The sequence below is a fragment of the Burkholderia pseudomultivorans genome (genome assembly GCF_001718415.1).
GTDB lineage: Bacteria > Pseudomonadota > Gammaproteobacteria > Burkholderiales > Burkholderiaceae > Burkholderia > Burkholderia pseudomultivorans_A.
This window is the reverse complement of record NZ_CP013378.1, coordinates 1,561,560-1,586,904: the sequence shown is the minus strand read 5'-3', so window position 1 is coordinate 1,586,904 and position 25,345 is coordinate 1,561,560. Positions and strand designations below refer to the sequence as shown.

Here is a 25,345-nt window from a genome sequence, read left to right as displayed (position 1 = left end):
ACGTCTCGCACGAGACGCCCGTTCGGAGCCGCCCGCGGGCGGCCCCGGCGAAAGGGACGAGCGCGATCAGGCGTCGTCGAGTTCGCCGTTCAGTTCGTCCGCGCGCCTTTGCGCGGCCGCGAAGTCGAGGTCGCCCGAGTAGATCGCGCGGCCGCAGATCACGCCTTCGACGCCGTGCTCTTCCACTTCGCAAAGCTGCTCGATGTCCGTCAGGTTCGACAGGCCGCCGCTTGCGATCACCGGGATGCCGACCGCCTGCGCGAGCTTCACCGTCGCCTCGATGTTGACGCCCTGCAGCATCCCGTCGCGGCCGATGTCGGTGTAGACGATCGATTCGACGCCGTAGTCCTCGAACTTCTTCGCGAGGTCGATCACTTCATGGCCGGTCAGCTTGCTCCAGCCGTCGGTCGCGACCTTGCCGTCCTTCGCGTCGAGGCCGACGATGATGCTGCCGGAAAACGCGGTGCACGCGTCCTGCAGGAAGCCCGGGTTCTTCACGGCCGCCGTGCCGATGATCACGTACGACAAGCCCGCGTCGAGATACTTCTCGATCGTCTCGAGGCTGCGGATGCCGCCGCCGAGCTGCACGGGAATTTCGTCGCCGACTTCGTCGAGAATCGACTCGATCGCCTCCAGGTTCTTCGGCTTGCCGGCGAACGCGCCGTTCAGGTCGACGAGATGGAGCCGCCGGGCGCCGAGATCGACCCACTTGCGGGCCATCGCCGCCGGGTCCTCGGAGAAAATCGTGGCCTGGTCCATATCGCCCTGTTTGAGGCGCACACACTGACCGTCTTTGAGATCGATGGCCGGAATCAGCAACATAGCAATCGGGTGTCGTCGTGAAAAAGGAAAAGAATCGGGCGCGCACCGGCCCTGCCGGTGCCGCGCCGTCTCGCTAGTTTAGTACAACTCTTACAGCGGTTCGGCGTGCGAGCCCCGCCCGACAGGCGTTTCCGGCCTGCCGGCTGTGGCACGCGCACCACGTTCACGGTTTCCAGTGTACGAAGTTGCGATACAGACGCAACCCGACCTCCGCGCTTTTCTCCGGGTGGAATTGGGTCGCGAAGAGATTGTCCCGCGCGACCGCGGACGTAAACGGCGCACCGTACGCCGTCTCGCCGACCGTATGCGCCGGGTTGTCCGGGCGCACGTAGAAGCTGTGCACGAAGTAGAAATACGCGTCGTCGGGCACGCCGTCCCACAGCGCGTGCGGCTGCGTCTGGCGCACGCGGTTCCAGCCCATCTGCGGCACCTTGAAGCGCGAACCGTCGTCCTGCAGCTGGCCGTCGAGCTCGAAGCGCAGGACCTTGCCCGGCAGCAGGCCGAGGCCGCGCGTATCGCCTTCCGCGCTCCAGTCGAACAGCATCTGCTCGCCGACGCACACGCCGAGCAGCGGCTTCGTGCGCGACGCCTCGATCACCGCGTCCTGCAGGCCCGACTCGCCGAGGCAGCGCATGCAGTCCGGCATCGCGCCCTGGCCGGGCAGCACGACGCGATCGGCCGCGCGAATCGCGGCCGGCGTGTCGACGATCGCCACGTCGGCGGCCGGCTCGGCCTTCCTGAGCGCCTGCGCGACCGAGCGCAGGTTGCCCATCCCATAATCCACAATCGCAATCGAAGTTTTCATCTCAGTGCAGGCAGTAGCGCCCTCAGTCCGTTGACGATGAATTCCACCGCCAGCGCCGACAGCATCAGACCCATCAGCCGCGTGGCGATGTTGATGCCGGTGCGGCCGATCCAGTTCGCGATCGGCTCGGCGAGCCGCATCGCGACGAAACACAGCAGGGCCAGGAGCGCGCCGATCGCGACGAGTCCGGCCCGGTCATACCAATGATGCGAGTTCGCCGCATAGATGATCACCGTGCTGATCGAGCCGGGGCCCGTGAGCAGCGGGATCGCAAGCGGCACCACCGCGATGTTGTCCTTCAGTTCGGCCTCGTGGCGCTCCTCGGGCGTCGATCGCGTGTTGCCGATCTGCGCGTTCAGCATGTTGATCGCCATCAGCAACATGATGATGCCGCCGCCGACTTCAAGCGAGCCGACCGAAATGCCGAAGAAATGGATGATCTGCTGCCCGAGCAGCGTCGTCACCGCGATCACGCAGAACACCGACACCGACGCGATCCGGATCGTGCGCCGCCGCTCGCCGTCCGTCTGCTGCGCCGTCAGGCTCAGGAAGAACGGCACCGCGCCGACCGGGTTGATCAGCGCGAGCAGCGAAATGAACGATTTCAGCAGATCCATCGCAAGCCGGCGCGCGCGCCGAAGCCGTGAGGTTGTCCGTGGCGTTCCGTCCGGTCAGAAGTTCAGAGGCTGCCCTTGGTCGACGGAATCTGCCCCGCCGCGCGTTCGTCCAGTTCCACCGCCGCCCGCAGCGCCCGGCCGAAGGCCTTGAACACCGTCTCGAGCTGATGGTGCGCGTTGATGCCGCGCAGGTTGTCGATATGCAGCGTGACGCCCGCGTGATTCACGAAGCCGCGGAAGAATTCGATCGACAGGTCGACGTCGAACGTGCCGATCCGCGCGCGCGTGAACGGCACGTGGAATTCGAGGCCCGGCCGGCCCGAGAAGTCGATCACGACGCGCGACAGCGCCTCGTCGAGCGGCACGTACGCATGGCCGTAGCGGCGGATGCCCTTCTTGTCGCCGATCGCCTTCGCGACGGCCTGCCCGAGCGTGATGCCGACGTCCTCGACCGTGTGGTGGTCGTCGATATGGGTGTCGCCATGCGCTTCGACCTCGAGATCGACCAGACCGTGTCGCGCGATCTGGTCGAGCATATGGTCGAGAAACGGTACGCCGGTGGCCAGCTTCTGCCGGCCGGTGCCGTCGAGATCGAGCTTCACACGGATCTGCGTTTCGCTGGTATTGCGAACGACTTCCGCCACACGCATGGCAATTCCTTGACTGAGTCTGATGTAAATGGGGATTGATCGTTTCGACGCTGCGGCGCCAGCAGGCTCAACCGGGCAGCGCGAGTTTCAAAGCGGCGAGCAGGCGCGCGTTTTCGTCGGGAGAACCGACGGTCAGCCGCACGCATTCGGCCAGCAATGGGTGCATTTTACTCACGTTTTTGACCAGCACCCGCTCGGTGAGCAGCGCGTCGAACACGGCGGCCGCATCCGGCACGCGCACCAGCAGGAAATTGCCGGCGCTCGGGAACACCGTCGCGCCCGGCAGCGCGGCCACCGCCTGCGCGAGCTGCGTGCGCTGCGCGCGCAGTTCGGCCGCCTGCGCGTCGAGCACGCCGAGGTGGTCGAGCAGGAAATCGGCGGTCGCCTGCGTCAGCACGTTGATGTTGTACGGCGGGCGCACCTTGTCGAATTCGGTCAGCCACGCGGGCAGCCCGACCAGGTAGCCGAGGCGGATGCCGGCCAGGCCCAGCTTCGACACCGTGCGCATCACGACGAGGTTGTCGAACTCGGCGGCGCGCGGCAGCCACGAACGCTCGGCGAACGGCTGGTACGCCTCGTCGATCACGATCAGGCTGTGCCGCGCGGCGGCGACGATGCGCTCGACGTCGGCATCGTCGTACAGCGTGCCGGTCGGGTTGTTCGGATACGCGAGATAGACGAGCGCCGGCCGGTGCTCGGCGATCGCCGCGAGCATCGCGTCGACGTCGAGCGTCAGGTCCGCCTTCAGCGGCACGCCGACGAACTCGAGCTGCGCGAACTTCGCCGACAGCTCGTACATCACGAAGCCCGGCACGGGCGCGAGCACCTTCGCGCCTGGCTTCGCGCACGCGACCGACATCATGCTGATGATTTCGTCGGAGCCGTTGCCGAGCAGCACGTCGCATGCGGCCGGCACGCCCATCGCATGGCGCAGCTTGTCGAGCAGCGCGGCCGGGCGCGGCGCCGGGTAGCGGTTCAGCGCGACCTGCGCGAGGCGCTCGCCGAGCGCCGCGGCAAGCGGTTCGGGCAGCGGATACGGGTTCTCCATCGCGTCGAGTTTCACGAACCCGCTCGCGTCGGGCACCGGATAGCTCGTCATCGCGAGCACGTCGCGGCGAATGATGTCTTGTGGCGTCGTCATGGTCTGCAAGCCGGCGTGCGTCGCGCCGGCGTCAAATGGTCGGCAACGCGGCGGCTGCCGCGCTGCGTGTCTCCTGCGTCGCGCCGGAACGGTCGGTTCCGGCGTTCCGGCGGTCCGTCAGCCCTTCATCCGGAACTCGGCGCTCTTCGCGTGCGCCTGCAGCCCTTCGCCGTACGCCAGTTCCGCCGCGATCTCGCCGAGCGTGTGCGCGCCTTCGGCGCTGACCTCGATCACGCTCGAACGCTTGATGAAGTCGTACACGCCGAGCGGCGACGAGAAGCGCGCGGTGCGCGAGGTCGGCAGCACGTGGTTCGGGCCTGCGCAGTAGTCGCCGAGGCTTTCGCTCGTGTAGCGGCCGAGGAAGATCGCGCCGGCGTGGCGGATCTGCTGGCCCCACTGCTGCGGCTCCAGCGCCGAAATCTCGAGGTGCTCGGGCGCGATGTCGTTCGCGATCCGGCACGCCTCGGCCATGTCGCGCACCTTGATCAGCGCGCCGCGGCCTTCGAGCGAGGCGCGGATCACGTCCTGGCGCGGCATCGACGGCAGCATCTCGTCGATCGCCTTCTCGACGCGCTCGATGAACGACGCATCCGGGCACAGCAGGATCGACTGCGCGAGCTCGTCGTGCTCGGCCTGCGAGAACAGGTCCATCGCGACCCAGCTCGGATCGGTCGTGCCGTCGCACAGCACGAGAATCTCCGACGGCCCGGCGATCATGTCGATGCCGACCGTGCCGAACACGCGCCGCTTCGCCGACGCGACGTACGCGTTGCCCGGCCCGCAGATCTTGTCGACCGGCGGCACCGTCTCGGTGCCGTACGCGAGCGCGCCGACCGCCTGCGCGCCGCCGATCGTGAACACGCGATCGACGCCGCCGAGCAGCGCCGCGGCGAGCACGAGGTCGTTCTTCACGCCGTCCGGGGTCGGGACCACCATCACGATCTCGCCGACGCCCGCGACGCGCGCGGGAATCGCGTTCATCAGCACCGACGACGGATACGCGGCCTTGCCGCCCGGCACGTACAGGCCGACGCGGTCGAGCGGCGTGATCTTCTGGCCGAGCACCGTGCCGTCGCTTTCCGTGTACTGCCAGCTATGCGTGCCGCACTCGATCTTCTGCTTCTCGTGATATGCGCGCACGCGCGCGGCGGCCGCCTCCAGCGCGGCGCGCGACTTCGGCTCGAGGCTGTCGAGCGCCGTCTGCAGCGCATCCTGCGACAGCTCGAGCGCGGCGACGCTGCCCGCGTTCAGCCGGTCGAAACGGTTCGTGTATTCGAGCACCGCGGCGTCGCCGCGCGTCTTCACATCGGCGAGGATCTGCGCGACCGAGCGCTCGATCGCCTCGTCTTCGCTCGCCTCGAACGCGAGCAGCGCACGCAGCGCGGCGTCGAAGCCTTCGCTCGTCGAATCGAGTTTGCGGATGGTGATGGACATGAGAGTTCCGTTACGGTGTGCGCTCAGTTGCCATTTTGCGACGCGCGTTCGAACGCGTCGAGGATCGGCTTGAGCGCCGCGCGCTTCAACTTCAGCGCAGCCTGGTTCACGACGAGGCGCGACGAGATCGGCATGATCTCCTCGACCTCGACCAGATTGTTCGCCTTCAGCGTGCCGCCCGAGCTGACGAGGTCGACGATCGCGTCGGCCAGGCCGACCAGCGGCGCCAGCTCCATCGAGCCGTACAGCTTGATCAGGTCGACGTGCACGCCCTTCGCGGCAAAGTGTTCGCGCGCCGTTTCGACGTACTTGGTCGCGACGCGCAGCCGCGCGCCCTGGCGCACCGCGCTCGCGTAGTCGAAGCCGGCCGGCACCGCGACCGACATCCGGCAGCGCGCAATGTTCAGATCGATCGGCTGGTACAGGCCCGAGCCGCCGTGCTCGACCAGCACGTCCTTGCCGGCCACGCCGAAGTCGGCCGCGCCGTATTCGACATAGGTCGGCACGTCGCTCGCGCGCACGATGATCACGCGCAGGTTCGGGTCGGTCGTCGGCAGGATCAGCTTGCGCGACGTTTCCGGATCCTCGGCCACCTGCACGCCGGCCGCCGCCAGCAGCGGCAGGGTTTCCTCGAAGATGCGGCCCTTCGACAGGGCGAGGGTCAGCGGCGCGGTCATGCTTGGCTCCCGGAAAGGCGGCGCACGCTCGCGCCGACGGCGGTCAGTTTGGCTTCCATGCGGTCGTAGCCGCGGTCGAGATGATAGATGCGGTCGACGAGCGTCTCGCCTTCGGCGCGCAGCCCGGCGATCACGAGGCTCGCCGAGGCGCGCAGGTCGGTCGCCATCACGTTCGCGCCGGACAGATTGTCGACGCCGGTCACGAGCGCCGTGTTCCCGTCGACGGTAATGTTCGCGCCGAGCCGGTTCAGTTCCTGCACGTGCATGAAGCGGTTCTCGAAGATGGTCTCGACGACCTGCGCGGTGCCCGTCGCGACCGCATTGAGCGCCATGAACTGCGCCTGCATGTCGGTCGGGAATGCCGGGTACTCGGACGTGCGGATCGTCACCGCCGACGGCCGGCGGTCCATCTTCACGCGCAGCCAGCTGTCGCCTTCCTCGATCGATACGCCGGCCTCGCGCAGCTTGTCGATCACCGCGTCGAGGATGTGCGGGCGCACGCCCGTCAGCGTCACGTCGCCGCCCGCCGCCGCGACCGCGCACAGGAACGTGCCGGCCTCGATGCGGTCGGGAATCACCGCGTGGCGCGCGCCATGCAGCCGGTCGACGCCCTGGATCACGAGGCGGTCGGTGCCGATGCCGTCGATTTTCGCGCCCATCGCGACCAGCAAGTGTGCGAGATCGCTCACTTCCGGCTCGCGCGCCGCGTTTTCGATGATCGTCTCGCCGTCGGCGAGCGTCGCGGCCATCAGCAGGTTTTCGGTGCCCGTCACCGTGATCATGTCGGTGACGATGCGCGCGCCCTTCAGGCGCTTCGCGCGCGCCTCGATGAAGCCGTGCTCGATGCTGATCTCGGCGCCCATCGCCTGCAGGCCCTTGATGTGCTGGTCGACGGGCCGCGCGCCGATCGCGCAGCCGCCCGGCAGCGACACCTTCGCCTCGCCGAAGCGCGCGAGCAGCGGGCCGAGCACGAGGATCGACGCGCGCATCGTCTTCACGAGCTCGTACGGCGCGACGAGGTTGTCGACGCGCGACGCGTCGAGCCGCACTCGACAGCCGTCGGTGTCGCTCTTCACGCCCATCTGGTTCAGCACCTTCAGCGTGGTGCGCACGTCCTTCAGGTTCGGCACGTTGTCGAGCTCGACCGGCTCGGCGCTCAGCAGCCCCGCGCACAGGATCGGCAGCGCCGCGTTCTTCGCGCCCGACACGACGATCTCGCCGGACAACCGGTGGCCGCCTTCGATCACGAGCTTGTCCATCCCCTGTCCCTGCGATTCCCCGTTGGCGGCCGGGTGGGCCGTGGCGACGCTCTGGACGGCGTCGCGCTCGTTGACGGTGACTTGCACTCAGTTTTTCCGGTTATGCGTTCTGCCATTCGGCGGGCGTCAGCGTCTTCATGCTGAGCGCGTGGATTTCCTGCTTCATGCGGTCGCCGAGCGCCGCATAGACGAGCTGATGGCGCTGGATCGGCCGCTTGCCTTCGAAGGCCGGCGACACGATGGTCGCGAAGAAATGCTGGCCGTCACCTTCGACTTCCAGATGAGTGCAGGCGAGCCCGCCCGAGATGTACTGCTTGACCTGTTCCGGAGTCGGCAACATGAAATGCTCCTGTCGGCGCGCGCCGCCCGCGGCGGCCGCTGCCATTCGATATCAATGACGCAGTTTGTAGCCGGTCGCGAGCAGCCGCATCGCGAACATCGCGAGCAGCACGAAGAAACCGGCAACGATCGCGAGGCTCGCGAACGGGTTGATGTCGGACGCGCCGAAGAACCCGAAACGGAAGCCGTCGATCATGTAGAAAAACGGATTGAGACGCGAGATCTCGCGCCACACGGGCGGCAGCGAGTGCGTCGAATAGAACACGCCGGACAGGAACGTCAGCGGCATGATCAGGAAGTTCTGGAACGCCGCGAGCTGGTCGAACTTCTCGGCCCAGATCCCGGCGATCAGGCCGAGCGTGCCGAGGATCGCCGAGCCGAGCAGCGCGAACGCGACGATGAACAGCGGCGCCGCGAAATGCATCGGGATGAACCAGATCGTCACGACGAACACGCCCGCGCCGACCGTCAGCCCGCGCACCACCGACGCGAGCACGTACGCGCCGAAGATGTCGCGGTACGACAGCGGCGGCAGCAGCACGAACACGAGGTTGCCGGTGATCTTCGACTGGATCAGCGACGACGAGCTGTTCGCGAACGCATTCTGCAGCACGCTCATCATCACGAGGCCCGGCACCAGGAAGCTCACGTACTCGACGCCCGGATAGACCTCGACGCGGCCCGACAGCGCGTGGCCGAAGATCGTCAGGTACAGCAGCGCGGTGACGACGGGCGCGAGCACCGTCTGGAACGACACCTTCCAGAAGCGCAGCAGCTCCTTGTAGAACAGCGTGCGAAAACCGCTGCCCGGCGCTTGCCGGGCCATGCCGAGCGCGCCGCCCGGCAGCGGGCGCAGCGAATCGGGTGTTTGTTTCATGCGAGTCCCTCGATGACCTCGGCCCCGTTCATCACCTGGACGAACACATCCTCGAGATCCGCCTTGCGGACCTCGATCTCGTCGAACGCGCAGCCGGCCGCGCGGCACTGCGCGAGGATGCGCTCGACGTCGTCGTAGCTCGACAGCCGCAGCAGGTGCTCGCCCGGCGCGCGCGCGGCCGGATCGGTCTCGAGCCCGCGCAGTTCCGCGGGCAGCGCGCCCGCGCCGAGGCGCAGGTACAGCTGCAGCCCCGCAAAGCGGCGCAGCAGCGCGTCGGTGCGGTCGAGCGCGACCACTTCGCCGCGCCGCAGCATCGCGATGCGATCGCACAGCGACTCGGCTTCCTCGAGGTAATGGGTGGTCAGCACGATCGTGTGGCCTTCGCGGTTCAGCCGCGAGATGAATTTCCACAGCGTCTGGCGCAGCTCGACGTCGACGCCGGCGGTCGGCTCGTCGAGCACGATCACCGGCGGCCGGTGCACGAGCGCCTGCGCGACCAGCACGCGGCGCTTCATCCCGCCCGACAGCGCGCGCATGTTCGCGTCGGCCTTCTCGGTCAGGTCGAGATTGGCCATTACTTCGTCGATCCAGTCGTCGTTGCGGCGCAGCCCGAAATAGCCGGACTGGATCCGCAGCGTCTCGCGGACGGTGAAGAACGGGTCGAACACGAGTTCCTGCGGCACCACGCCGAGCGCGAGCCGCGCGCCGCGGAAGTCCTTGACGACATCATGGCCGCGCACCGAGATGCTGCCTTCGTCGGCCCGGGCGAGCCCGGCGAGGATACTGATGAGCGTGGTCTTGCCGGCGCCGTTGGGGCCGAGCAGACCGAAAAACTCGCCCTCCTCGACCGACAGGCTGACGCCCTTGAGCGCCTGAAGCGCCTTGTAGCGCTTCTTGACGTGACGGATTTCTATGGCTGACATGACTGTGCGCGGCGCAACGGCCGCGACGCCTATTCTGTGCTTGCTGCGAAAAGAAAAATGGGGGCCCGACGCCGATTGGCTGCCCCGCAAAACGCTTGATTATAGGGCAAACCGGCTGGGGAGGCCGACGCGGCAGGCGCGCGGCGTGGAGCATGCGCGCGCCGGCCGGCGCGGCAGGCTCCGGTCGGACAGCGTCAATGTCGCCCGGTGCCTTCGATGAGCGCGTCGACGCCGTAGGCGCGCGCGAGGCTGGCGAGCTTCGGCGGGAGATTGAGGATGTCGAGGGACGCGCCGCGGGCTTTCGCGGCGCGCTGCCATGCGAGCAGCACGGCGAGCGCGGACGAGTCGAACTGCGTCAGCGCCGCGCAGTCGACGGCGGTCGCGCCGGCGCCGATGCGCGCAAGACCGGCCGCGAGCGCGGTCTTCGCGCTCGCGACGGTCAGCGAGGAACCGGCTTCGAAGCCGCTCACGACGCTTGCTTGCCGGCGGCAAGTTGCTGGTTGCGTTCGGTCAGGAACTGGATCAGCCCGTCCACGCCGCTCTGCTGGATCTTCTCGTTGAACTGCTGCTGGTAGGTCTGGATCAGCCACGCGCCGAGCACGTTCAGGTCATACACCTTCCAGCCGTTCGCCGTCTTGTAGAGGCGATAGTCGATCTGGACCGGCTGGCCGTTGTTCATCGCGACCGTCTTGACCACGACGTCGGTATCGGCCGGATCCGCGCGGAACGGCGGGTACTGGATCTGCTGGTCCGGCTTCAGCTGCGCGAGCGCGCCCGAGTAGGTGCGGATCAGCAGCAGCTTGAACTGCTCCTGCACCTGCTGCTGCTGCGCGGGCGTCGCCGTGCGCCAGTTGCGGCCCATCGCGAGCTGCGTGGTGCGGCGGAAGTCGGTGTACGGCAGGATGTCCTTGTTGACGATCGAGATGATGCGGTTCGTGTCGCCCTGCTTGATCGTCTGCTGCTTCACTTCATCGAGGACCTGCTGCGTCGCCGTCTTGATCAGCGCCTGCGGGTTCGACTGGTCGACTTGCGCGTGGGCCGCGCTGCCGAACGAGAACAGCGCCGCGAAAACGGGGATCAGGAACAGTTTTTTCATCATAGTGGCCTGCATGAATGAGTCGATGCGAAGGTTGGAGACGGTAGCTTACGCGCAAGTTCGCGCGCGCTACCGACTGAATCGTTTCCGGCTGTAACGAATGTAATTCCGTCAGTGCAGCCGGATGCTCGGGAAGCGCAGCCCGCCCGGCGACGGCGGCGCGACCTGCATCGGCGGCACGTTGGTTTCGCTCGCCGGGTTCGGCGCAACGGCCGCGCCCGATGCCGGCACCGCGGCTTCCGTGCCCGACGCGGGCGCGGGCGCGGTGGCGCCGCCGACCGCGGCCGCTCCCGCCGCCCCCGCCGCGCCGGCTGCCCCGCCCGCCGCCGGCGCCGCGCCGTCGTCCGGCAGCTCGTACTTCGGCAGCGCATCGTTGCTCGACGTCGTGGCGGCCTCGCCGCGCGCGTTGTTGATCAGCATCTGGCGGCGCTGCAGGTACGCGTTGCGCACGAACGAATACTTGTCGAGCGCGGCCGCGTCCAGCACGTCGCCCGCGCCGAGCAGGTTCGCGCGTGTATTGACGAGGTTCACGCCGAACAGGCCCCAGCTGAGGCCGTCCGGCTTCACGTAGGTGAGCGGATTGCCGACGTAGTCGACGCCGAGGCCGGCCGTGTCGCGCAGCGTGCTCGGCCCGAGCAGCGGCAGCACGAGGTACGGGCCCGACGGCACGCCGTAGCGGCCCATCGTGATCCCGAAGTCGGCCGTGTGCTTCGGCAGCTTCGCGACCGTCGCGACGTCGAACAGGCCGCCGACGCCGAACACCGTGTTGATCACGACGCGCATGATGTCGCCGACGCCGTCCGCGATCCGCAGCTGCACGAGGTTGTTCGCCGCGATGTAGACGTCGCCGATGTTCGAGAAGAAGTTCGTCACGCTGTCGCGCACCGGCTGCGGCACCACGTACTGGTAGCCCTTCGCGACCGGCTTCAGCGCATAGGTGTCGACCGTGTCGTTGAACTTGTACATCGTCCGGTTGAAGCCTTCGAGCGGATCGCCCTTGGTCGGCGTCTGCACGGTCGCGCAACCGCTCAGCGCGGCGACTGCCGCCAGCGCGAGCGCGGCATGCCTGATGCGGATCGTCTGCATGTTGGTACCCTCTTGTGATCTCTCGTGTGGTTATTGGGCGGCCGCGCCGGACACCGCGGAGGCCGGCACCGGCACGGGTGCCGGCGCGGCGGGTGCGGCAGGCGCCGGCGCCGCACCGGACGCCGGCTTCGCGCCGCCCGCGTCGGCCGCCTTGCTGTACAGGAACTGTCCGATCAGGTTCTCGAGCACGATCGCCGACTGCGTCATCGTGATCGTGTCGCCCGCCTTCAGCATCTCGGTGTCGCCGCCCGGCTCGAGGCCGATGTATTGCTCGCCGAGCAGGCCCGAGGTCAGGATCTTCGCCGACGAATCCTTCGGGAACTGGTACTGGCCGTCGAGATCGATCGTCACGAGCGCCTGGTAGGTGTTCGTGTCGAAGCCGATCGACTTCACGCGGCCGATCACGACGCCGGCGCTCTTCACGGCCGCGCGCGGCTTCAGCCCGCCGATATTGTCGAATTTCATCCGCACCGCGTAGGTCGGCTGAAACGACAGCGAGCTCATGTTGCCGACCTTCAGCGCCAGGAACAGCACCGCAAGGAATCCCACCACCACGAACAGGCCGACCCAGAAGTCGAGAGCAGTCTTTTTCATCGTCATCCCAAAATTTGGCTTGGCTGAGGCTTAGCTGAACATCAGCGCGGTCAGCAGGAAATCGAGGCCGAGTACGGCAAGCGAAGCGAACACGACCGTCTTGGTCGTCGCGCGCGACACGCCCTCGGGCGTGGGCTTCGCCTCGTACCCCTGAAACAGTGCAATGAAGGTCACGGCGAAGCCGAACACGATGCTCTTCAGAACGCCGTTGCCGACGTCGGCCCAGACCTCGACGCCGCCCTGCATCTGCGACCAGAACGCGCCCGGATCGACGCCGATCAGCACCACGCCGACGAAGTAGCCGCCCAGCACGCCGACCGCGTTGAAGATCGCCGCGAGCAGCGGCATCGCGATGATGCCCGCCCACATGCGCGGCGCGATCACGTTCTTGATCGGGTCGACGGCCATCATCTCGAGCGCGGTGAGCTGCTCGCCGGCCTTCATCAGGCCGATCTCGGCCGTCAGCGACGTGCCCGCGCGCCCCGCGAACAGCAGCGCGGTGACCACCGGCCCGAGCTCGCGCACGAGCGACAGCGCGACCAGCAGCCCGAGCGCCTGCTCGGAGCCGTAGCGGTTCAGCGTGTAGTAGCCCTGCAGGCCGAGCACGAAGCCGACGAACAGGCCCGACACGGCGATGATCACGAACGAATAGTTGCCGAGGAAGTGGATCTGCTTCGTGACGAGCCGCGGCCGGCGCAGCAGCGGGAAGAATTCCAGCACCAGGCGCACGAACAGCCGCGTGCCGTAGCCCGCGCGCTCGAGGCCGCCAATGACGTAACGTCCGATCGCGCTGATCATGCGCGCCCTCCGCCGAGCCCGAAATCCGCCGCGAGCGGCGGGCTCGTGTAATGAAATTTGAACGGGCCGTCCGGCGCGCCGTCGATGAACTGGCGCACGCTCGGATCGGTCGACGCGCGCAGCTCGTCGGGCGTGCCCTGCGCGAGCACGCCGCCGTTGGCCAGGAAGTACACGTAGTCGGCGATCGCGAACGATTCCGGCACGTCGTGCGTGACGAGGATCGACGTCGCGCCGAGCGCCTCGTTCAGCGTGCGGATCAGGTTCGCGGTGATGCCGAGCGAAATCGGGTCGAGGCCGGCGAACGGCTCGTCGTACATGATGAGCTGCGGATCGAGCGCGATCGCGCGCGCCAGCGCGATGCGGCGCGCCATCCCGCCCGACACCTCGGACGGCATCAGGTCGCGCGCGCCGCGCAGGCCGACCGCGTTCAGCTTCATCAGCACGAGGTCGCGGATCAGGTCTTCGGGCAGGTCGGTGTGCTCGCGCAGCGCGAACGCGACGTTCTCGAACACCGACATGTCGGTGAACAGCGCGCCGAACTGGAACAGCATGCCCATCTTGCGGCGCAGCGCATACAGGCCGTCGCGCGTCTGCGCGCCGACATCGGCGCCGTCGAACAGCACCTGGCCGCGGCGCGCGCGCACGAGGCCGCCGATCAGGCGCAGCACGGTCGTCTTGCCGCAACCCGAGCCGCCCATGACCGCGACGACCTGCCCGCGCCCGAAGCGCATGTTCAGGTTCGACAGGACGAGGCGGTCGCCGTAGCCGAAGTCGACGTCGCGAAGTTCCAGCAGTGTCTCGGTAGGAGAGGGGCTCACGGAGCTGACAGTCCTTTTACGCAGAACGCCGAATTATAGGGCCTGCCTCGGAATGATGTCGTGACGCCGTTCCCGACCCTGCGGTCAACGATTGTCAAATTCTCCGGCAAAACACTGCTGCAATGCAACAAGCGCCGCCCGGTAATCGGCCGCGCCGGTCACCGCGCTGACCACCGCGACGCTGCCGACGCCGGTTGCCAGCACCGCCGGCAGCGCCTCGAGCCCCACCCCGCCGATCGCGACCAGCGGGGCCCGCGCGCTCGCGAAGCGCGCGTAGCGGGCGATCCGCGCGAGCCCCTGCGGCGGTGCGGCAACCGCCTTGGTCGCGGTCGCGAATACAGGCCCGAGCGCGAGATAGCTCGGCCGTTCGTGCAAGGCGCGCAACATCTCGTAATAGCCGTGACTCGACAGTCCGAGCCGCAGGCCCGCGCGTGCAATCGCCGCGAGATCGGCCGTCTCGAGGTCTTCCTGGCCCAGATGTACGCCGTACGCACCCTCATCTGCGGCGATCTGCCAGTGATCGTTGATGAACACGCGCGCATCGGGGTAGCGGCAGCCCGCTGCGACCGCGCGCGCGATTTCCCGGCGCAGCAGCTCCGGCGGCGCGCCCTTCACGCGCAATTGCACGGTCCGTGCGCCGCAGTCGAGCACGCGCTCGACCCAGTCGGCGTCCGGCACCACCGGATAGAGGCCGAGCCGCGCCGGGCACGGCGCAAAGGCCGGCTCCGGCGCGGCCGGCAGCCCGGCGATGCGCGGAAACCGCGCGGCGTCGACCGGCCAGGGATCGCCGTCGAGCGTTTCGTCGCCGTCGCGCCATGCGAGCGCGAGCACCAGTGCGTCGAGCGGCGCGAAGCCGCAATCGATGAACGCCGCGAGCGCCGCGATCCAGTCGTCCGCGAGCGGATGCGCGGCGTCGAGCGCGTAACGCGCGCCCGCGGCATGCAGCACCGCGCTCCGCTCGTCGAATTCGATCGCGACCGCGTCCGGCGACGCGGGCCGCGACACGGCCGACGCGCGCGCCTGCCCGGCGCGGTCGCCGCTCGACACGATCAGCACGTCGCCGTCGGCAGGCTGCTCGGGGGCGGCCAGGCACAGCCGCCACGGCGCCGCGCCGCGCGGCCAGTCGCCGAGCCGCGCGCGAATCCGCCCGGCCGCTTCGGCCAGTTCGTCGGCCGGCGGCCAGAATGCATCGGCGAAGCGCGCGCTCATGCGCCGCCTCCATCCTGGTGCCAGAACGGCATCCCGACCACCGGCGTGCTCGCATGCGCGGTTTCGCGCGCGTCCATCGGCCCCGCCAGATAGGCTGCGCGGCCGGCCTCGACGCCCTGCGCGAACGCGCGCGCCATGATCTCGGGGTGCGTCGCCTGCGACACGGCCGTATTCAGCAGCACGCCGTCGAAGCCCCACTCCATCACCTGGCACGCGTGCGACGGCACGCCGAGGCCCGCGTCGACGATCAGCGGCACGTCGGGCAGCCGTTCGCGCAGTACGCGCAGCCCGTACGGATTCACGACGCCCTTGCCGGTGCCGATCGGCGCGCCCCACGGCATCAGCGCCTCGCAGCCGGCGTCGAGCAGGCGGCGGCCGATCACGAGATCCTCGGTACAGTACGGCAGCACCTTGAAACCGTCCTTGATCAGCTGCGCGGCCGCGTCGATCAGCCCGACCGGATCCGGCTGCAGCGTGTAGTCGTCGCCGATCAGCTCGAGCTTGATCCAGTCGGTCTCGAATACCTCGCGCGCCATGTGCGCGGTCGTCACCGCCTCGGCGACGGTCTGGCAGCCGGCCGTGTTCGGCAGCAGCGGCACCGCATGGCGCTTGAGCAGGTCGAAGAAGCCGGCTTCGGCCGTGCCGCCCGTCATCTGGCGGCGCAGCGCGACCGTGACCATGCCCGGCCGCGACGCGGCGATCGAGTCGGACAGCGACTGCAGCGACGGATAGCGCGACGTGCCGAGCAGCACGCGGCTCGCGAAGGTTTCGCCGTACAGCGTCAGCGCGTCGGCGGAAGTGAGGGACGTCATGTCGATTTCCTGGAAGAGCGGGGACGGACCGGCGGCGCTCAGCCGCCCGCGACGGGGTGCACCACGTCGAGCTTGTCGCCCGCCGCGAGCGCGCGCGCCGCATGCTGCGTGCGCGCGACGAAGTTGCCGTTCAGCGCGACCGCGTACGGCGGACGCGCGCCGTACGCGGCGAGCGCGTCGGCGACCGTCGCGCCGTCGGGCAGCGTCAGGGTCTGTTGGTTGATCTGGATGTCCATGAGGCTTGGTCGGATTCGGTCGGCGGCGCGCGTCAGGCCGGCTGGCGCGCGTCGTCGCGGTGATGAAGGAGCGTCGGCCAGCGTGCGGCGTCGCGCCACGCGGCGAACCCGTCGGCCCGGTCGAGCGCGCCGCCGAGCGCGGCTTCGGCGAGCGCGACGGCCGCGTGCGCGACTTCGGGCGCGATCATGAAGCCGTGCCGGTACAGGCCGTTGACGGCCAGCGTCGACGCGCCGTCCCAGATCACCGCCGGGCGGTGATCGGGCAGCGTCGGCCGGCACTGCGCGTTCAGTTCGAGGATGCGCGCCTCGCCGAACGCAGGGTGCACCGAGAACGCGGCGCTCAGCAGTTCCAGCGCGGAGCGCACGCTGACGGGCGACATGTCCTCGCCCTCCACTTCGGTCGCGCCGATCACGTACAGGTCGTCCTGCTTCGGCGCGATATAGAGCGGATAGCGCGGATGCAGCAGCCGCACCGGACGCGTGAGCCCGATGCCGGGCGCATGCACGCGCGCGACTTCGCCGCGGATGCCGCGCAGCCCGGGCAGCGCGGCCTTGGCGCCGAGCCCGCGGCAATCGATCGTGAAATGCGCGTCGGGCCGGTGGCCGTCGTCGATCGTCGCGTGCCAGTGCGTCTCGACGCCGCGCTCGGCGAGGCCGGCCGCGAGCGCGCGCAGCGCCTGGCGATTGTCGAGCTGGCCTTCGCGCGGCAGCAGCAGCCCGCGCGCGAAACGGCCCGCGAGCGCGGGCTCGGCCGAATCGACCTGCGCGCCGGCAAGCGCGACGAAGCCGCCGTCGAACAGCCCGGCCGGCGCGTTCGCGCGCACGCGCCGCTCGAACAGCGGCGCTTCCGCGCGGTCCGCGTGGTGCCAGACGACGAGCGTGCCGCGATGCTGGAAGAACACCGGCTCGGGCAGTTCGGCGAGCCACTGCGGCCAGCGCGCGAGCGACGCGGCGCCGAGCTCGGTGATCAGCAGTTCCGCGCTGGCCGCCTCGGCGAGCGGCGCGAGCATCGCGGCGGCGATCCACGCCGCCGACTGCTCGCCGTCCGGGCCGCCGCGCTCGTAGAGCGCGACGCGATGCCCGTCGCCCGCGAGCCGCCAGGCGATCAGCCGGCCGACGAGGCCGCCGCCGAGCACGGCGAAATCCGGCCGGGAAGCGTGGACGTTCATCGCGCCCCCTCGCCGCATGCCGCGCGGACGCGCAAAGCCCATGCCGGCAGCGAGGCGGCCGGCCGCGCGAACGCGCGCGACGGCGCCCTGCCGGAAACCGGGCAGCGGACTGAAAAAACTGAAGATTGATCGGTCATCGATTCCTTCCGTAACGCGCGACGCGCGTACCCAAAAGGACGAAACCGGCAGCCAGGGCCGGCCGGGCGGGACTCGGGCGCTGACGATGCGGGATAACGGCCAGCGCGGCCCGGCGGGATCAGAAACTTCCCTCGCCGGTATTACCCGGATCGGGTGCGAAGGGTCTTTCTCAGCCTCGCCGCGCCATGTGTGGACCGCGCTCGAAGCACCCCTGTTTCGTCGTCGGCCATTAGACCATAAAAGCGGAAAGCGCCGCAAACTGTCCCCGTGCGGCAAATTCGCCGTCGGGCTGCGCCGCTCTGGCACAATGCCCGCAGGCCGGCCGCGCGAGCGGCCGGTTGCCGCGTCACCGCCGGCTCTTAAGTGCCTTTTAAGACGCGCGGGCCACCATCCGGACGCCCGCCGTCGGTCGAGCACCTCGTCCGGCATGCCGTACCGAGGCGCGCGCCCGGCTTCGCCCGGCCCGCGCGCCGGCTACTCATCAGGAAGCACATGACCCAATCGATCGATCCCGTCCGCTCCGCCTCCGACGCGCCGCAGGACGAGCGCCCGGTATCCGCATGGAGCCTCATCAAGCCCTACTGGGTGTCGTCCGAATGGAAAGTCGCGTGGGGGCTGCTCGTCACGATCATCGCGATGAACCTCTGCGTCGTGTGGATCAACGTCCAGCTGAACAAGTGGAACGCGCAGTTCTACAACGCGCTGCAGGCGAAGAACGTCCACGACTTCCCGAATCTGCTGATGCAGTTCTCCGCGCTCGCGTTCGGCTTCATCATCCTCGCCGTGTACGGCCGCTACCTGCGGCAGATGCTCGGCTTCCGCTGGCGCCAGTGGCTCACCGAGCGCTTTCTCGGCCAGTGGCTCGGCGACCGCGCGTTCTACCGGATCGAGCGCGACCGCCTCGCCGACAACCCCGACCAGCGGATCACCGACGACCTCCAGTCGTTCGCGACCACGACGCTGTCGCTGTCGCTCGACCTGCTGTCGACGGTCGTCACGCTCGTGTCGTTCATCACGATCCTGTGGTCGCTCGCCGGGGCGCTGACCTTCGCGGTCGGCGCGACGCCGATCACGATCCCCGGCTACATGGTGTGGGCGGCCGCGCTGTACGCGGTGGTCGGCTCGCTGATCATCCAGAAGGTCGGCCATCCGCTCGTGTCGATCAACTACCAGCAGCAGCGCGTCGAGGCCGACTTCCGCTTCGGGCTGATCCGCGTGCGCGAGAACGCCGAGCAGATCGCGTTCTACGACGGCGAGAAGACCGAGACCGGCAACGCGCACAGCCTGTTCATGCGCATCCGCGACAACTGGTGGCGCGTGATGAAGTACACCAAGCGCCTCACCTTCGTGCTGAGCTTCTACGGGCAGATCGCGATCATCTTCCCGCTGGTCGTCGCCGCGCCGCGCTATTTCGCGGGCGCGTTCTCGTTCGGCGTGCTGATGCAGATCTCGTCCGCGTTCGGCACCGTCAGCGATTCGTTCTCGTGGTTCATCAACAGTTACGCGACGCTCGTCGAATGGCGCGCGACCGTCAACCGTCTACGCGAATTCAAGCGCGTGATGGGCGCATCGCACCTGAAGGAAACCGTCTCGCCGGCCACCGAGCACGGCGGCATCAACCTGCACTACGTCGACGCGGCGAAGCTGTCGACCTCGTCGCTCAGGCTCGCGCTGCCGAACGGCAAGGCGCTCGCGAACATCGGCAACCTCGCGATCGAGCCCGGCTCGCGCTGGCTCGTGGTCGGCCGGTCGGGCTCCGGCAAGAGCACCTTCATGCGCGCGCTCGCGGGCCTGTGGCCGTTCGGCGACGGCGCGATCGACGCGCCGGTCGGCGCGCGGATGATGTTCGTGCCGCAGACGAGCTACCTGCCGATCGGCACGCTGAAGGCCGCGCTCACTTATCCGGCGACGCCCGACGCGTTCAGCGACGACGCGTGCCGCGACGCGCTGCGCGCGTGCCGCCTCGACGAGTATGCGGATCGTCTCGAAGAAAGCGCGCACTGGACGCGCGTGATGTCGCCGGGCGAGCAGCAGCGTCTCGCCGGCGCGCGCGTGCTGCTGCACAAGCCCGACTTCCTGTTCCTCGACGAGGCGACCAGCGCGCTCGACCCGGACAACGAGGCGCGGCTCTACCACCTGTTCGCCGAACGGCTGCCGCGCGCCGCGATCGTCAGCATCGCGCACCGCGAATCGCTGGCCGCGTTCCACGCCGACACGATCAACGTCGAGCGCATCAACGACAGCGACAAGGTCGCCGCATGAGCGCACGCGCCGCGCGCATCGTGCTGATCACCGGCGCAGGCTCGGGGATCGGCGCGGCGCTCGCGCGGCGGCTCGCGGAGCCCGGCGTCGCGCTGGCGCTGCATGCGCGCGGCGCGGACGACGCGTCGCGCACGCGGCTCGCCGGCATCGCCGACGCCTGCACGGCGGCCGGCGCCGAATCCATCGTGCTCGGCGGCGACCTCGCCGAGCCGGGCGTCGCGACGGCGCTCGTCGATGCGGCCGCGACGCGCTTCGGCGGGCTCGACCAGCTGGTCGCGAACGCCGGCTTCGCGGCCCGGCAGGCATTGTCCGAACTCGGCGCCGACGCGCTCGCCTCCGCCTTCGCCGCGATGCCCGGCGCCTTCGCCGCGCTCGCGGGCCGCGCACGGCCGCTGCTCGAAGCGTCGGCCGCGCCGCGCATCGTTGCGGTCAGTTCGTTCGTCGCGCACCGCTACCGCGCCGACGCGCCGTTCGCGGCGACCGCCGCCGCGAAGGCCGCGCTCGAATCGCTGGTGCGCACCGCCGCGGCCGAGTTCGCCGCGCATGGCATCACCGTCAATGCGGTCGCGCCCGGCTTCACGCGCAAGGACCACGGCCCGAGCGCCGGCAACGCCGCGGCCTGGACGCAGGCCGAACGGGCGACGCCGCTCGGCCGCATCGCCGAACCCGACGACGTCGCCGCGCTGATCGCGTTCCTGCTGTCGGACGCGGCGCGGCAGATCACCGGCCAGGTCGTCCACATCGACGGCGGCCTGACGCTCTAGCGCGCGCACCCGGCTGCGCCGGCCTTTTTGGCGCGCCCGATCCAGCCCGTAGAATGTTCGTCACGCGGCAGCACGAGACGAAACGAGACGGAGACGGCACGCATGCAGGAAATCCAGTGGTTTCAAGAACTGTCGTCGCGCGAGCGCAGGACGCTGTACGCCGGCTTCGGCGGCTATGCGGTCGACGCGTTCGACTTCATGATCTACTCGTTCCTGATCCCGACGCTGATTGCGACCTGGGGAATGACGAAGGGCGAGGCCGGGATGATCGCGACGAGTTCGCTGATCTCGTCGGCGCTCGGCGGCTGGGCCGCGGGGATCCTCGCCGACCGCTACGGCCGCGTGCGCGTGCTGCAGTGGACGATCGCGACGTTCGCGCTGTTCACCTGCCTGTCGGGCTTCACGCATTCGTTCTGGCAGCTGCTCGCGACGCGCACGCTGCAAGGATTCGGCTTCGGCGGCGAATGGTCGGTCGTGACGATCATGATGGCCGAGACGATCCGCTCGCCCGAGCATCGCGCGAAGGCGGTCGGCACCGTGCAGAGCAGCTGGTCGTTCGGCTGGGCCGCGGCCGCGATCCTCTACTGGGCCTTCTTCGCGCTGCTGCCGGAACAGGTGGCGTGGCGCGCGTGCTTCTGGATCGGCATCGCGCCCGCGCTGTGGATCCTGTACATCCGCCGCAACGTCAGCGATCCCGACATCTACACGGCCACGCGCCGCGCACGCGACGCCGGCCATGTGTCGGGCCACTTCCTCGAGATCTTCTCGCCGCCGCACCTGCGCGCGACGCTGTTCGGCAGCGCGCTCTGCACGGGCATGCTCGGCGGCTACTACGCGATCACGACCTGGCTGCCCACCTATCTGAAAACCGTCCGCCACCTGTCGGTGTTCAACACGAGCGGCTACCTCGTCGTGCTGATCGTCGGCTCGTTCGTCGGCTACGTGGTCGGCGCGATCCTGTCGGACCGGCTCGGCCGCCGCGCCTCGTTCATCCTGTTCGCGATCGGCTCGTTCTCGCTCGGCATGGCCTACACGATGCTGCCGATCACCGACACCGCGATGCTGATGCTCGGCTTCCCGCTCGGCATCGTCGTGCAGGGCATCTTCGCGGGCGTCGGCGCATACCTGTCCGAGCTGTACCCCGGTGCGATCCGCGGCTCGGGCCAGGGCTTCTGCTACAACCTCGGCCGCGGGCTCGGCTCGTTCTTCCCGATCCTCGTCGGCACGCTGTCGCAGTCGATGTCGCTCGTGAAGGCGATCGGCTTCGTCGCGGGCGGCGGCTACCTGCTCGTGATCGTCGCCGCGCTCGTGCTGCCGGAAACGCGCGGCAAGTCGCTCGCCGACGATCCGGCCGTCGCGCCTTGAGCGCCCTCCTCGTTCCGGAACACGCATGCACGTGATCGTACTCGGCGCCGGCGTGATCGGCGTCGCCACCGCCTGGCACCTGCGCGAAGCGGGCTGCGACGTGACCATCGTCGAACGCGAAGCCGACGTCGCGCAGGCGACGAGCCTCGGCAACGCGGGCGTGATCGCGCCCGGCTACGTGACGCCGTGGGCCGCGCCCGGGATGCCCGGCAAGATCCTCAAGTACCTGTTCAAGTCGGCGTCGCCGCTGATCTTCCGGCCGACGCTCGATCGCGCGCAGTGGCGCTGGATTGCGCGCTGGCTGCGCGAATGCGAGTTCGAGCGGTTTCGCGTCAACAAGCAGCGGATGCAGCGCATCGCGTATTACAGCCGCGCGTGCCTGCACGCGTTTCGCGAGCGGCATCCGTTCGACTACGGCGCGAGCCGCGGCTATCTGCAGCTGCTGCGCGGCGCCTTCGACGTCGAGATGGCGCAGCCCGCGCTGAAGGTGCTGCGCGATGCCGGAATCGCGTTTCGCGAGCTCGACGCGGCCGGCTGCACGGCGATCGAGCCGGGGCTGCGCTGGGCACGGCAGGCGCCCGTCGGCGGCATCTACCTGCCCGACGACGAGGCCGGCGACTGCGCACGCTTCACGCGCGAACTGCGCGCGCTGTGCGAGGCGAACGGCGTGACGTTCCGCCTGCGTACGGAACTCCGCGCGCTCGACGTCGCGGGCGGCAGGGTGCGCGGCGTGCGGATCGCGGCGCGCGACCTGCGCGACGACGGCCATCGCACGCGCGACGACGCGCCGCTCGCCGCCGATGCGGTCGTGGTCGCGCTCGGCGTCGACAGCGCGCGGCTGCTGCGGCCGTACGGCATCGACGTGCCGCTGTATCCGGTGAAGGGCTACTCGGCGACGCTCGCGGTCGTCGACGACGAAAAGGCGCCGCGCGCCGCGCTGATGGACGAATCGCTGAAGACGGCGATCACGCGCTTCGGCCCGACGCTGCGCGTGGCCGGCACGGCGGAACTGGGCAGCCGGCACGCGGCGCTGCGGCAACAGGCGCTCGACACGCTGATGAAGGTGCTCGACGACTGGTTCCCGCAGGCGGCCGATCGTGGCTCGGCGCGCTTCTGGGTCGGCCGCCGGCCGATGACGCCGGACGGGCCGCCGCTGCTCGGCGCGAGCGGGATCGACGGACTCTGGCTCAACGTCGGCCACGGCTCGACCGGCTGGGCGATGTCGATGGGATCGGGGAAGGTGCTGGCGGATCTCGTCACGGGACGCACGCCGGAAATCGACCTGTCGGGACTGACGCTCGCGCGCTACGGCCGCTAGCCTGCCGTGCCGACAGCGCCGGCCGCGCCGTCGGCGCGGGCAATCGGCGCCGACACGATCGGCCGGTGCGACACGCCGTCGTGCGACAGCCGGCTTTCGAACAGCGTCAGCGCGTCGAAGCGCAGCGCGACCGGCCGGCCGGTCGCGCCGCCGTGTGCGGGCTGCCCGTGCGCGTCGCGCGGCAGCCGTGCGAGCGTCACGTGCGGACGAAACGGCCGGCGGTCGGCCGCGATGCCGAGCGCCTCCAGCGTCGCCGCCAACCCGGCCTGCAGCGCCGCGCACGCCGGCTCCGGCGCGAGTTCCGCGACGATCAGCCGGGCGCGCGGCAGGCTCGGCCACCAGGCGATCCGCTCGACCGGCAGCAGCGGCAGCGCATGTGCGGCCGCCAGCCCCGGCAGCCGCGCGGCCAGCGCGTCGCAGCGCGTGCGCTCGATCGCGCCGATGAACGCGAGCGTCACGTGCAGCTGCGCGGGCAGCGTGCGGCGCGCGCCGCGCGTGACCGGCAACGCGTGCAGCGCCTCGCGCGACGCCGCATCGGGCATCAGCGCGACGAACACGCGCAGCCGCTCGCCGTTCACGATTCGCGCACCGCCACGCGCGGCGCGCTCACCGCATCGGCCGCCGGACGCTGCGGCAGCGGGCCGTGCTCGCCCCATACGTCGGCCGGCAGCACGCGCGCGAGTTCGGGAATCGTGTTGCGCGTAAACACCGGATCGGCGACGCCGTCCGCACGCTGGCGACGATAGTCGCGCCACGCGGCATGCGCGTACTTGCCGAGCGCGACGATCGCGATCAGGTTGATGATCGCCATCAGCCCCATGCTCGTATCGGCCATCGCCCAGACGAGCGGCAGCTGCCCGACGCTGCCGAACATCACCATGCCGAGCACCGCGACGCGGAACAGCGGCAGCACGCCGCGCCGCTTCGTGATGAAGTCGACGTTGCCTTCCGCATACGCGTAGTTGCCGATCACCGACGAGAACGCGAGGAAGAAGATCGCGACGGCCATGTAGATGCCGCCCCAGTCGCCGACGTGGCTCGAGATCGCGCGCTGCGTGAGCGCCGCGCCTTCCATGCCGGTGCCGAGTTCGTACTGGCCCGACAGCAGGATCACGAACGCGGTCGCGCTGCAGATCACGATCGTGTCGACGAACACGCCGAGCATCTGGATCAGCCCCTGCGTGACCGGATGCCGCGTGCTCGCGGTCGCGGCCGCGTTCGGCGCGCTGCCCATGCCGGCCTCGTTCGAGAACAGCCCGCGCTTCACGCCGATCGCGATCGCCTGGCTGACCGCATAGCCGGTCACGCCGCCCGCCGCCTGGCCGACGCCGAACGCGCTCTTCACGATCAGCGCGATCACGTCCGGCACCAGCGCGATATGCGTCGCGACCGCGTAGACGGCGAGCGCGAGATAGCCGATCGCCATCACCGGCACGATCACCTGCGCGACCGACGCGATGCGGCGAATCCCGCCGAAGATGATCGGCGCGGTCAGCAGCACGAGGCCGACGCCGACCGTCTCGCGGCGCCAGCCGAACGACGTGTTGAACGCGTCGGCGATCGCGTTGGCCTGCACCGCGTTGAACACGAAGCCGAACGCGAGGATCAGCGACAGCGAGAACAGCACGCCGAAGCCGCGCGAGCGCAGGCCGGTCTGGATGTAGTACGCGGGGCCGCCGCGATAGCTGCCGTCCCGGTGCGACACCTTGAAGATCTGCGCGAGCGTCGCCTCGACGAACGCGGACGACATCCCGACCAGCGCCGTCATCCACATCCAGAAGATTGCGCCCGGCCCGCCGACCGTCAGCGCGACCGCGACGCCCGCGATATTGCCGGTGCCGACGCGGCTCGCCAGCCCCGTCGCGAACGCCTGGAACGACGAGATGCTGCCCGGCTCGCCCTTGCTGCCGACCAGCTTCATGCTGAGCAGCAGCGCCTTCAGCTGGATCATCCGGAACCGCAGCGTGAACCACGCGCCCACGCCGAGCAGCAGCGCGATCAGCACGTAGTTCCACAACACGCCGTTGACGGCGTCGATCAGCCCATGCACGAGTGCTTCCATCCAGTGTCCTTACAAAATAGGGTCAGTAACATGCGGCGGCCGCAAGCGGCCCGAGGGGCGACATGATATGACAG

At 69.3% G+C, this 25,345-nt stretch carries 27 protein-coding genes and 1 riboswitch; of the genes, 4 read left to right on the top strand and 23 right to left on the bottom strand.

The features are described from left to right. Nucleotides 1-66: 66 nt before the first annotated feature. From hisA to WS57_RS19590, 21 genes are all read right to left on the bottom strand, one after another. Nucleotides 67-822, bottom strand: coding sequence for a 1-(5-phosphoribosyl)-5-[(5-phosphoribosylamino)methylideneamino]imidazole-4-carboxamide isomerase (gene hisA / locus WS57_RS19690; protein ID WP_069244744.1), 756 nt, complete (start codon nucleotides 820-822; stop codon nucleotides 67-69). A gap of 163 nt (nucleotides 823-985) precedes the next feature. Beyond that, on the bottom strand, nucleotides 986-1,627 hold the full coding sequence (hisH, locus tag WS57_RS19685) for an imidazole glycerol phosphate synthase subunit HisH (protein ID WP_059482970.1): 642 nt from the start codon (nucleotides 1,625-1,627) through the stop codon (nucleotides 986-988). Then, nucleotides 1,624-2,244 (bottom strand): MarC family protein, encoded by a 621-nt coding sequence (locus tag WS57_RS19680; protein WP_059515343.1) that lies wholly within the window; start codon nucleotides 2,242-2,244, stop codon nucleotides 1,624-1,626. The genes hisH and WS57_RS19680 overlap by 4 nt, the downstream gene beginning before the upstream one ends. 62 nt (nucleotides 2,245-2,306) lie before the next feature. After that, complete coding sequence (gene hisB / locus WS57_RS19675) at nucleotides 2,307-2,894, bottom strand: imidazoleglycerol-phosphate dehydratase HisB (RefSeq protein ID WP_006400582.1); 588 nt, start codon at nucleotides 2,892-2,894, stop codon at nucleotides 2,307-2,309. A 67-nt stretch (nucleotides 2,895-2,961) separates the two neighbouring features. Beyond that, complete coding sequence (gene hisC / locus WS57_RS19670; protein WP_040126515.1) at nucleotides 2,962-4,035, bottom strand: histidinol-phosphate transaminase; 1,074 nt, start codon at nucleotides 4,033-4,035, stop codon at nucleotides 2,962-2,964. Between the two features lie 117 nt (nucleotides 4,036-4,152). Next, on the bottom strand, nucleotides 4,153-5,469 hold the full coding sequence (gene hisD / locus WS57_RS19665) for a histidinol dehydrogenase (protein WP_009691875.1): 1,317 nt from the start codon (nucleotides 5,467-5,469) through the stop codon (nucleotides 4,153-4,155). A 23-nt stretch (nucleotides 5,470-5,492) separates the two neighbouring features. Continuing rightward, on the bottom strand, nucleotides 5,493-6,146 hold the full coding sequence (hisG, locus tag WS57_RS19660) for an ATP phosphoribosyltransferase (protein WP_009691874.1): 654 nt from the start codon (nucleotides 6,144-6,146) through the stop codon (nucleotides 5,493-5,495). Continuing rightward, nucleotides 6,143-7,492 carry a UDP-N-acetylglucosamine 1-carboxyvinyltransferase gene (gene murA / locus WS57_RS19655; protein ID WP_069244743.1) on the bottom strand — a complete coding sequence of 450 codons (1,350 nt, stop codon included), beginning with the start codon at nucleotides 7,490-7,492 and terminating at the stop codon, nucleotides 6,143-6,145. Before murA ends, hisG begins: the two co-directional genes overlap by 4 nt. A gap of 13 nt (nucleotides 7,493-7,505) precedes the next feature. Next, entirely contained in the window at nucleotides 7,506-7,745 is a 240-nt protein-coding gene (locus WS57_RS19650) for a BolA family protein (RefSeq protein ID WP_009691872.1), read from the bottom strand. A gap of 51 nt (nucleotides 7,746-7,796) precedes the next feature. Continuing rightward, nucleotides 7,797-8,570 carry an ABC transporter permease gene (locus WS57_RS19645; protein ID WP_040128692.1) on the bottom strand — a complete coding sequence of 258 codons (774 nt, stop codon included), beginning with the start codon at nucleotides 8,568-8,570 and terminating at the stop codon, nucleotides 7,797-7,799. Nucleotides 8,571-8,617: 47 nt separating this feature from the next. After that, the gene (locus WS57_RS19640; RefSeq protein ID WP_040126512.1) at nucleotides 8,618-9,544 is read right to left on the bottom strand and encodes an ABC transporter ATP-binding protein; all 927 of its coding nucleotides are present in this window, start codon (nucleotides 9,542-9,544) and stop codon (nucleotides 8,618-8,620) included. 194 nt (nucleotides 9,545-9,738) lie between these two features. Then, the gene (locus tag WS57_RS19635; protein WP_009691868.1) at nucleotides 9,739-10,014 is read right to left on the bottom strand and encodes an STAS domain-containing protein; all 276 of its coding nucleotides are present in this window, start codon (nucleotides 10,012-10,014) and stop codon (nucleotides 9,739-9,741) included. Beyond that, nucleotides 10,011-10,640 carry an MlaC/ttg2D family ABC transporter substrate-binding protein gene (locus tag WS57_RS19630; protein WP_009691867.1) on the bottom strand — a complete coding sequence of 210 codons (630 nt, stop codon included), beginning with the start codon at nucleotides 10,638-10,640 and terminating at the stop codon, nucleotides 10,011-10,013. The genes WS57_RS19635 and WS57_RS19630 overlap by 4 nt, the downstream gene beginning before the upstream one ends. A gap of 111 nt (nucleotides 10,641-10,751) precedes the next feature. Further along, the gene (locus tag WS57_RS19625; RefSeq protein ID WP_059482977.1) at nucleotides 10,752-11,726 is read right to left on the bottom strand and encodes a VacJ family lipoprotein; all 975 of its coding nucleotides are present in this window, start codon (nucleotides 11,724-11,726) and stop codon (nucleotides 10,752-10,754) included. A gap of 30 nt (nucleotides 11,727-11,756) precedes the next feature. Next, a complete protein-coding gene (gene mlaD, locus WS57_RS19620) occupies nucleotides 11,757-12,326 on the bottom strand; it encodes an outer membrane lipid asymmetry maintenance protein MlaD (protein WP_069244742.1) in 570 nt (189 codons plus the stop codon). A 24-nt stretch (nucleotides 12,327-12,350) separates the two neighbouring features. Further along, entirely contained in the window at nucleotides 12,351-13,118 is a 768-nt protein-coding gene (mlaE, locus tag WS57_RS19615; protein WP_009694901.1) for a lipid asymmetry maintenance ABC transporter permease subunit MlaE, read from the bottom strand. Further along, complete coding sequence (locus WS57_RS19610) at nucleotides 13,115-13,936, bottom strand: ABC transporter ATP-binding protein (protein WP_009694900.1); 822 nt, start codon at nucleotides 13,934-13,936, stop codon at nucleotides 13,115-13,117. The genes mlaE and WS57_RS19610 overlap by 4 nt, the downstream gene beginning before the upstream one ends. An 84-nt stretch (nucleotides 13,937-14,020) precedes the next feature. Continuing rightward, the gene (thiE, locus tag WS57_RS19605) at nucleotides 14,021-15,145 is read right to left on the bottom strand and encodes a thiamine phosphate synthase (protein ID WP_069244741.1); all 1,125 of its coding nucleotides are present in this window, start codon (nucleotides 15,143-15,145) and stop codon (nucleotides 14,021-14,023) included. Then, entirely contained in the window at nucleotides 15,142-15,957 is an 816-nt protein-coding gene (locus WS57_RS19600) for a thiazole synthase (RefSeq protein WP_009690254.1), read from the bottom strand. Before WS57_RS19600 ends, thiE begins: the two co-directional genes overlap by 4 nt. Nucleotides 15,958-15,995: 38 nt before the next feature. Next, a complete protein-coding gene (gene thiS / locus WS57_RS19595) occupies nucleotides 15,996-16,193 on the bottom strand; it encodes a sulfur carrier protein ThiS (protein ID WP_027783340.1) in 198 nt (65 codons plus the stop codon). Between the two features lie 32 nt (nucleotides 16,194-16,225). Further along, nucleotides 16,226-17,362 carry an FAD-dependent oxidoreductase gene (locus tag WS57_RS19590; RefSeq protein WP_059515386.1) on the bottom strand — a complete coding sequence of 379 codons (1,137 nt, stop codon included), beginning with the start codon at nucleotides 17,360-17,362 and terminating at the stop codon, nucleotides 16,226-16,228. Nucleotides 17,363-17,609: 247 nt separating this feature from the next. Beyond that, a riboswitch (TPP riboswitch) is annotated at nucleotides 17,610-17,723 on the bottom strand. Nucleotides 17,724-17,992: 269 nt separating this feature from the next. Here WS57_RS19590 and WS57_RS19585 point away from each other — a divergent pair. From WS57_RS19585 to WS57_RS19570, 4 genes are all read left to right on the top strand, one after another. Further along, nucleotides 17,993-19,762, top strand: a complete 1,770-nt coding sequence (locus WS57_RS19585) for an ABC transporter ATP-binding protein/permease (RefSeq protein ID WP_009695125.1) — start codon at nucleotides 17,993-17,995, stop codon at nucleotides 19,760-19,762. Further along, nucleotides 19,759-20,526, top strand: a complete 768-nt coding sequence (locus tag WS57_RS19580) for an SDR family NAD(P)-dependent oxidoreductase (protein ID WP_069244740.1) — start codon at nucleotides 19,759-19,761, stop codon at nucleotides 20,524-20,526. The genes WS57_RS19585 and WS57_RS19580 overlap by 4 nt, the downstream gene beginning before the upstream one ends. Nucleotides 20,527-20,628: 102 nt before the next feature. Beyond that, entirely contained in the window at nucleotides 20,629-21,891 is a 1,263-nt protein-coding gene (locus tag WS57_RS19575) for an MFS transporter (protein ID WP_009692683.1), read from the top strand. 25 nt (nucleotides 21,892-21,916) lie between these two features. Then, nucleotides 21,917-23,209 (top strand): D-amino acid dehydrogenase, encoded by a 1,293-nt coding sequence (locus tag WS57_RS19570; protein WP_069244739.1) that lies wholly within the window; start codon nucleotides 21,917-21,919, stop codon nucleotides 23,207-23,209. Here the strand turns inward: WS57_RS19570 and thpR are convergent. Beyond that, nucleotides 23,206-23,787, bottom strand: a complete 582-nt coding sequence (thpR, locus tag WS57_RS19565) for an RNA 2',3'-cyclic phosphodiesterase (protein ID WP_069244738.1) — start codon at nucleotides 23,785-23,787, stop codon at nucleotides 23,206-23,208. The two genes, WS57_RS19570 and thpR, sit on opposite strands and share 4 nt — an antisense overlap. Then, complete coding sequence (locus tag WS57_RS19560; RefSeq protein ID WP_009687680.1) at nucleotides 23,784-25,271, bottom strand: alanine/glycine:cation symporter family protein; 1,488 nt, start codon at nucleotides 25,269-25,271, stop codon at nucleotides 23,784-23,786. Before WS57_RS19560 ends, thpR begins: the two co-directional genes overlap by 4 nt. Nucleotides 25,272-25,345 lie beyond the last annotated feature (74 nt).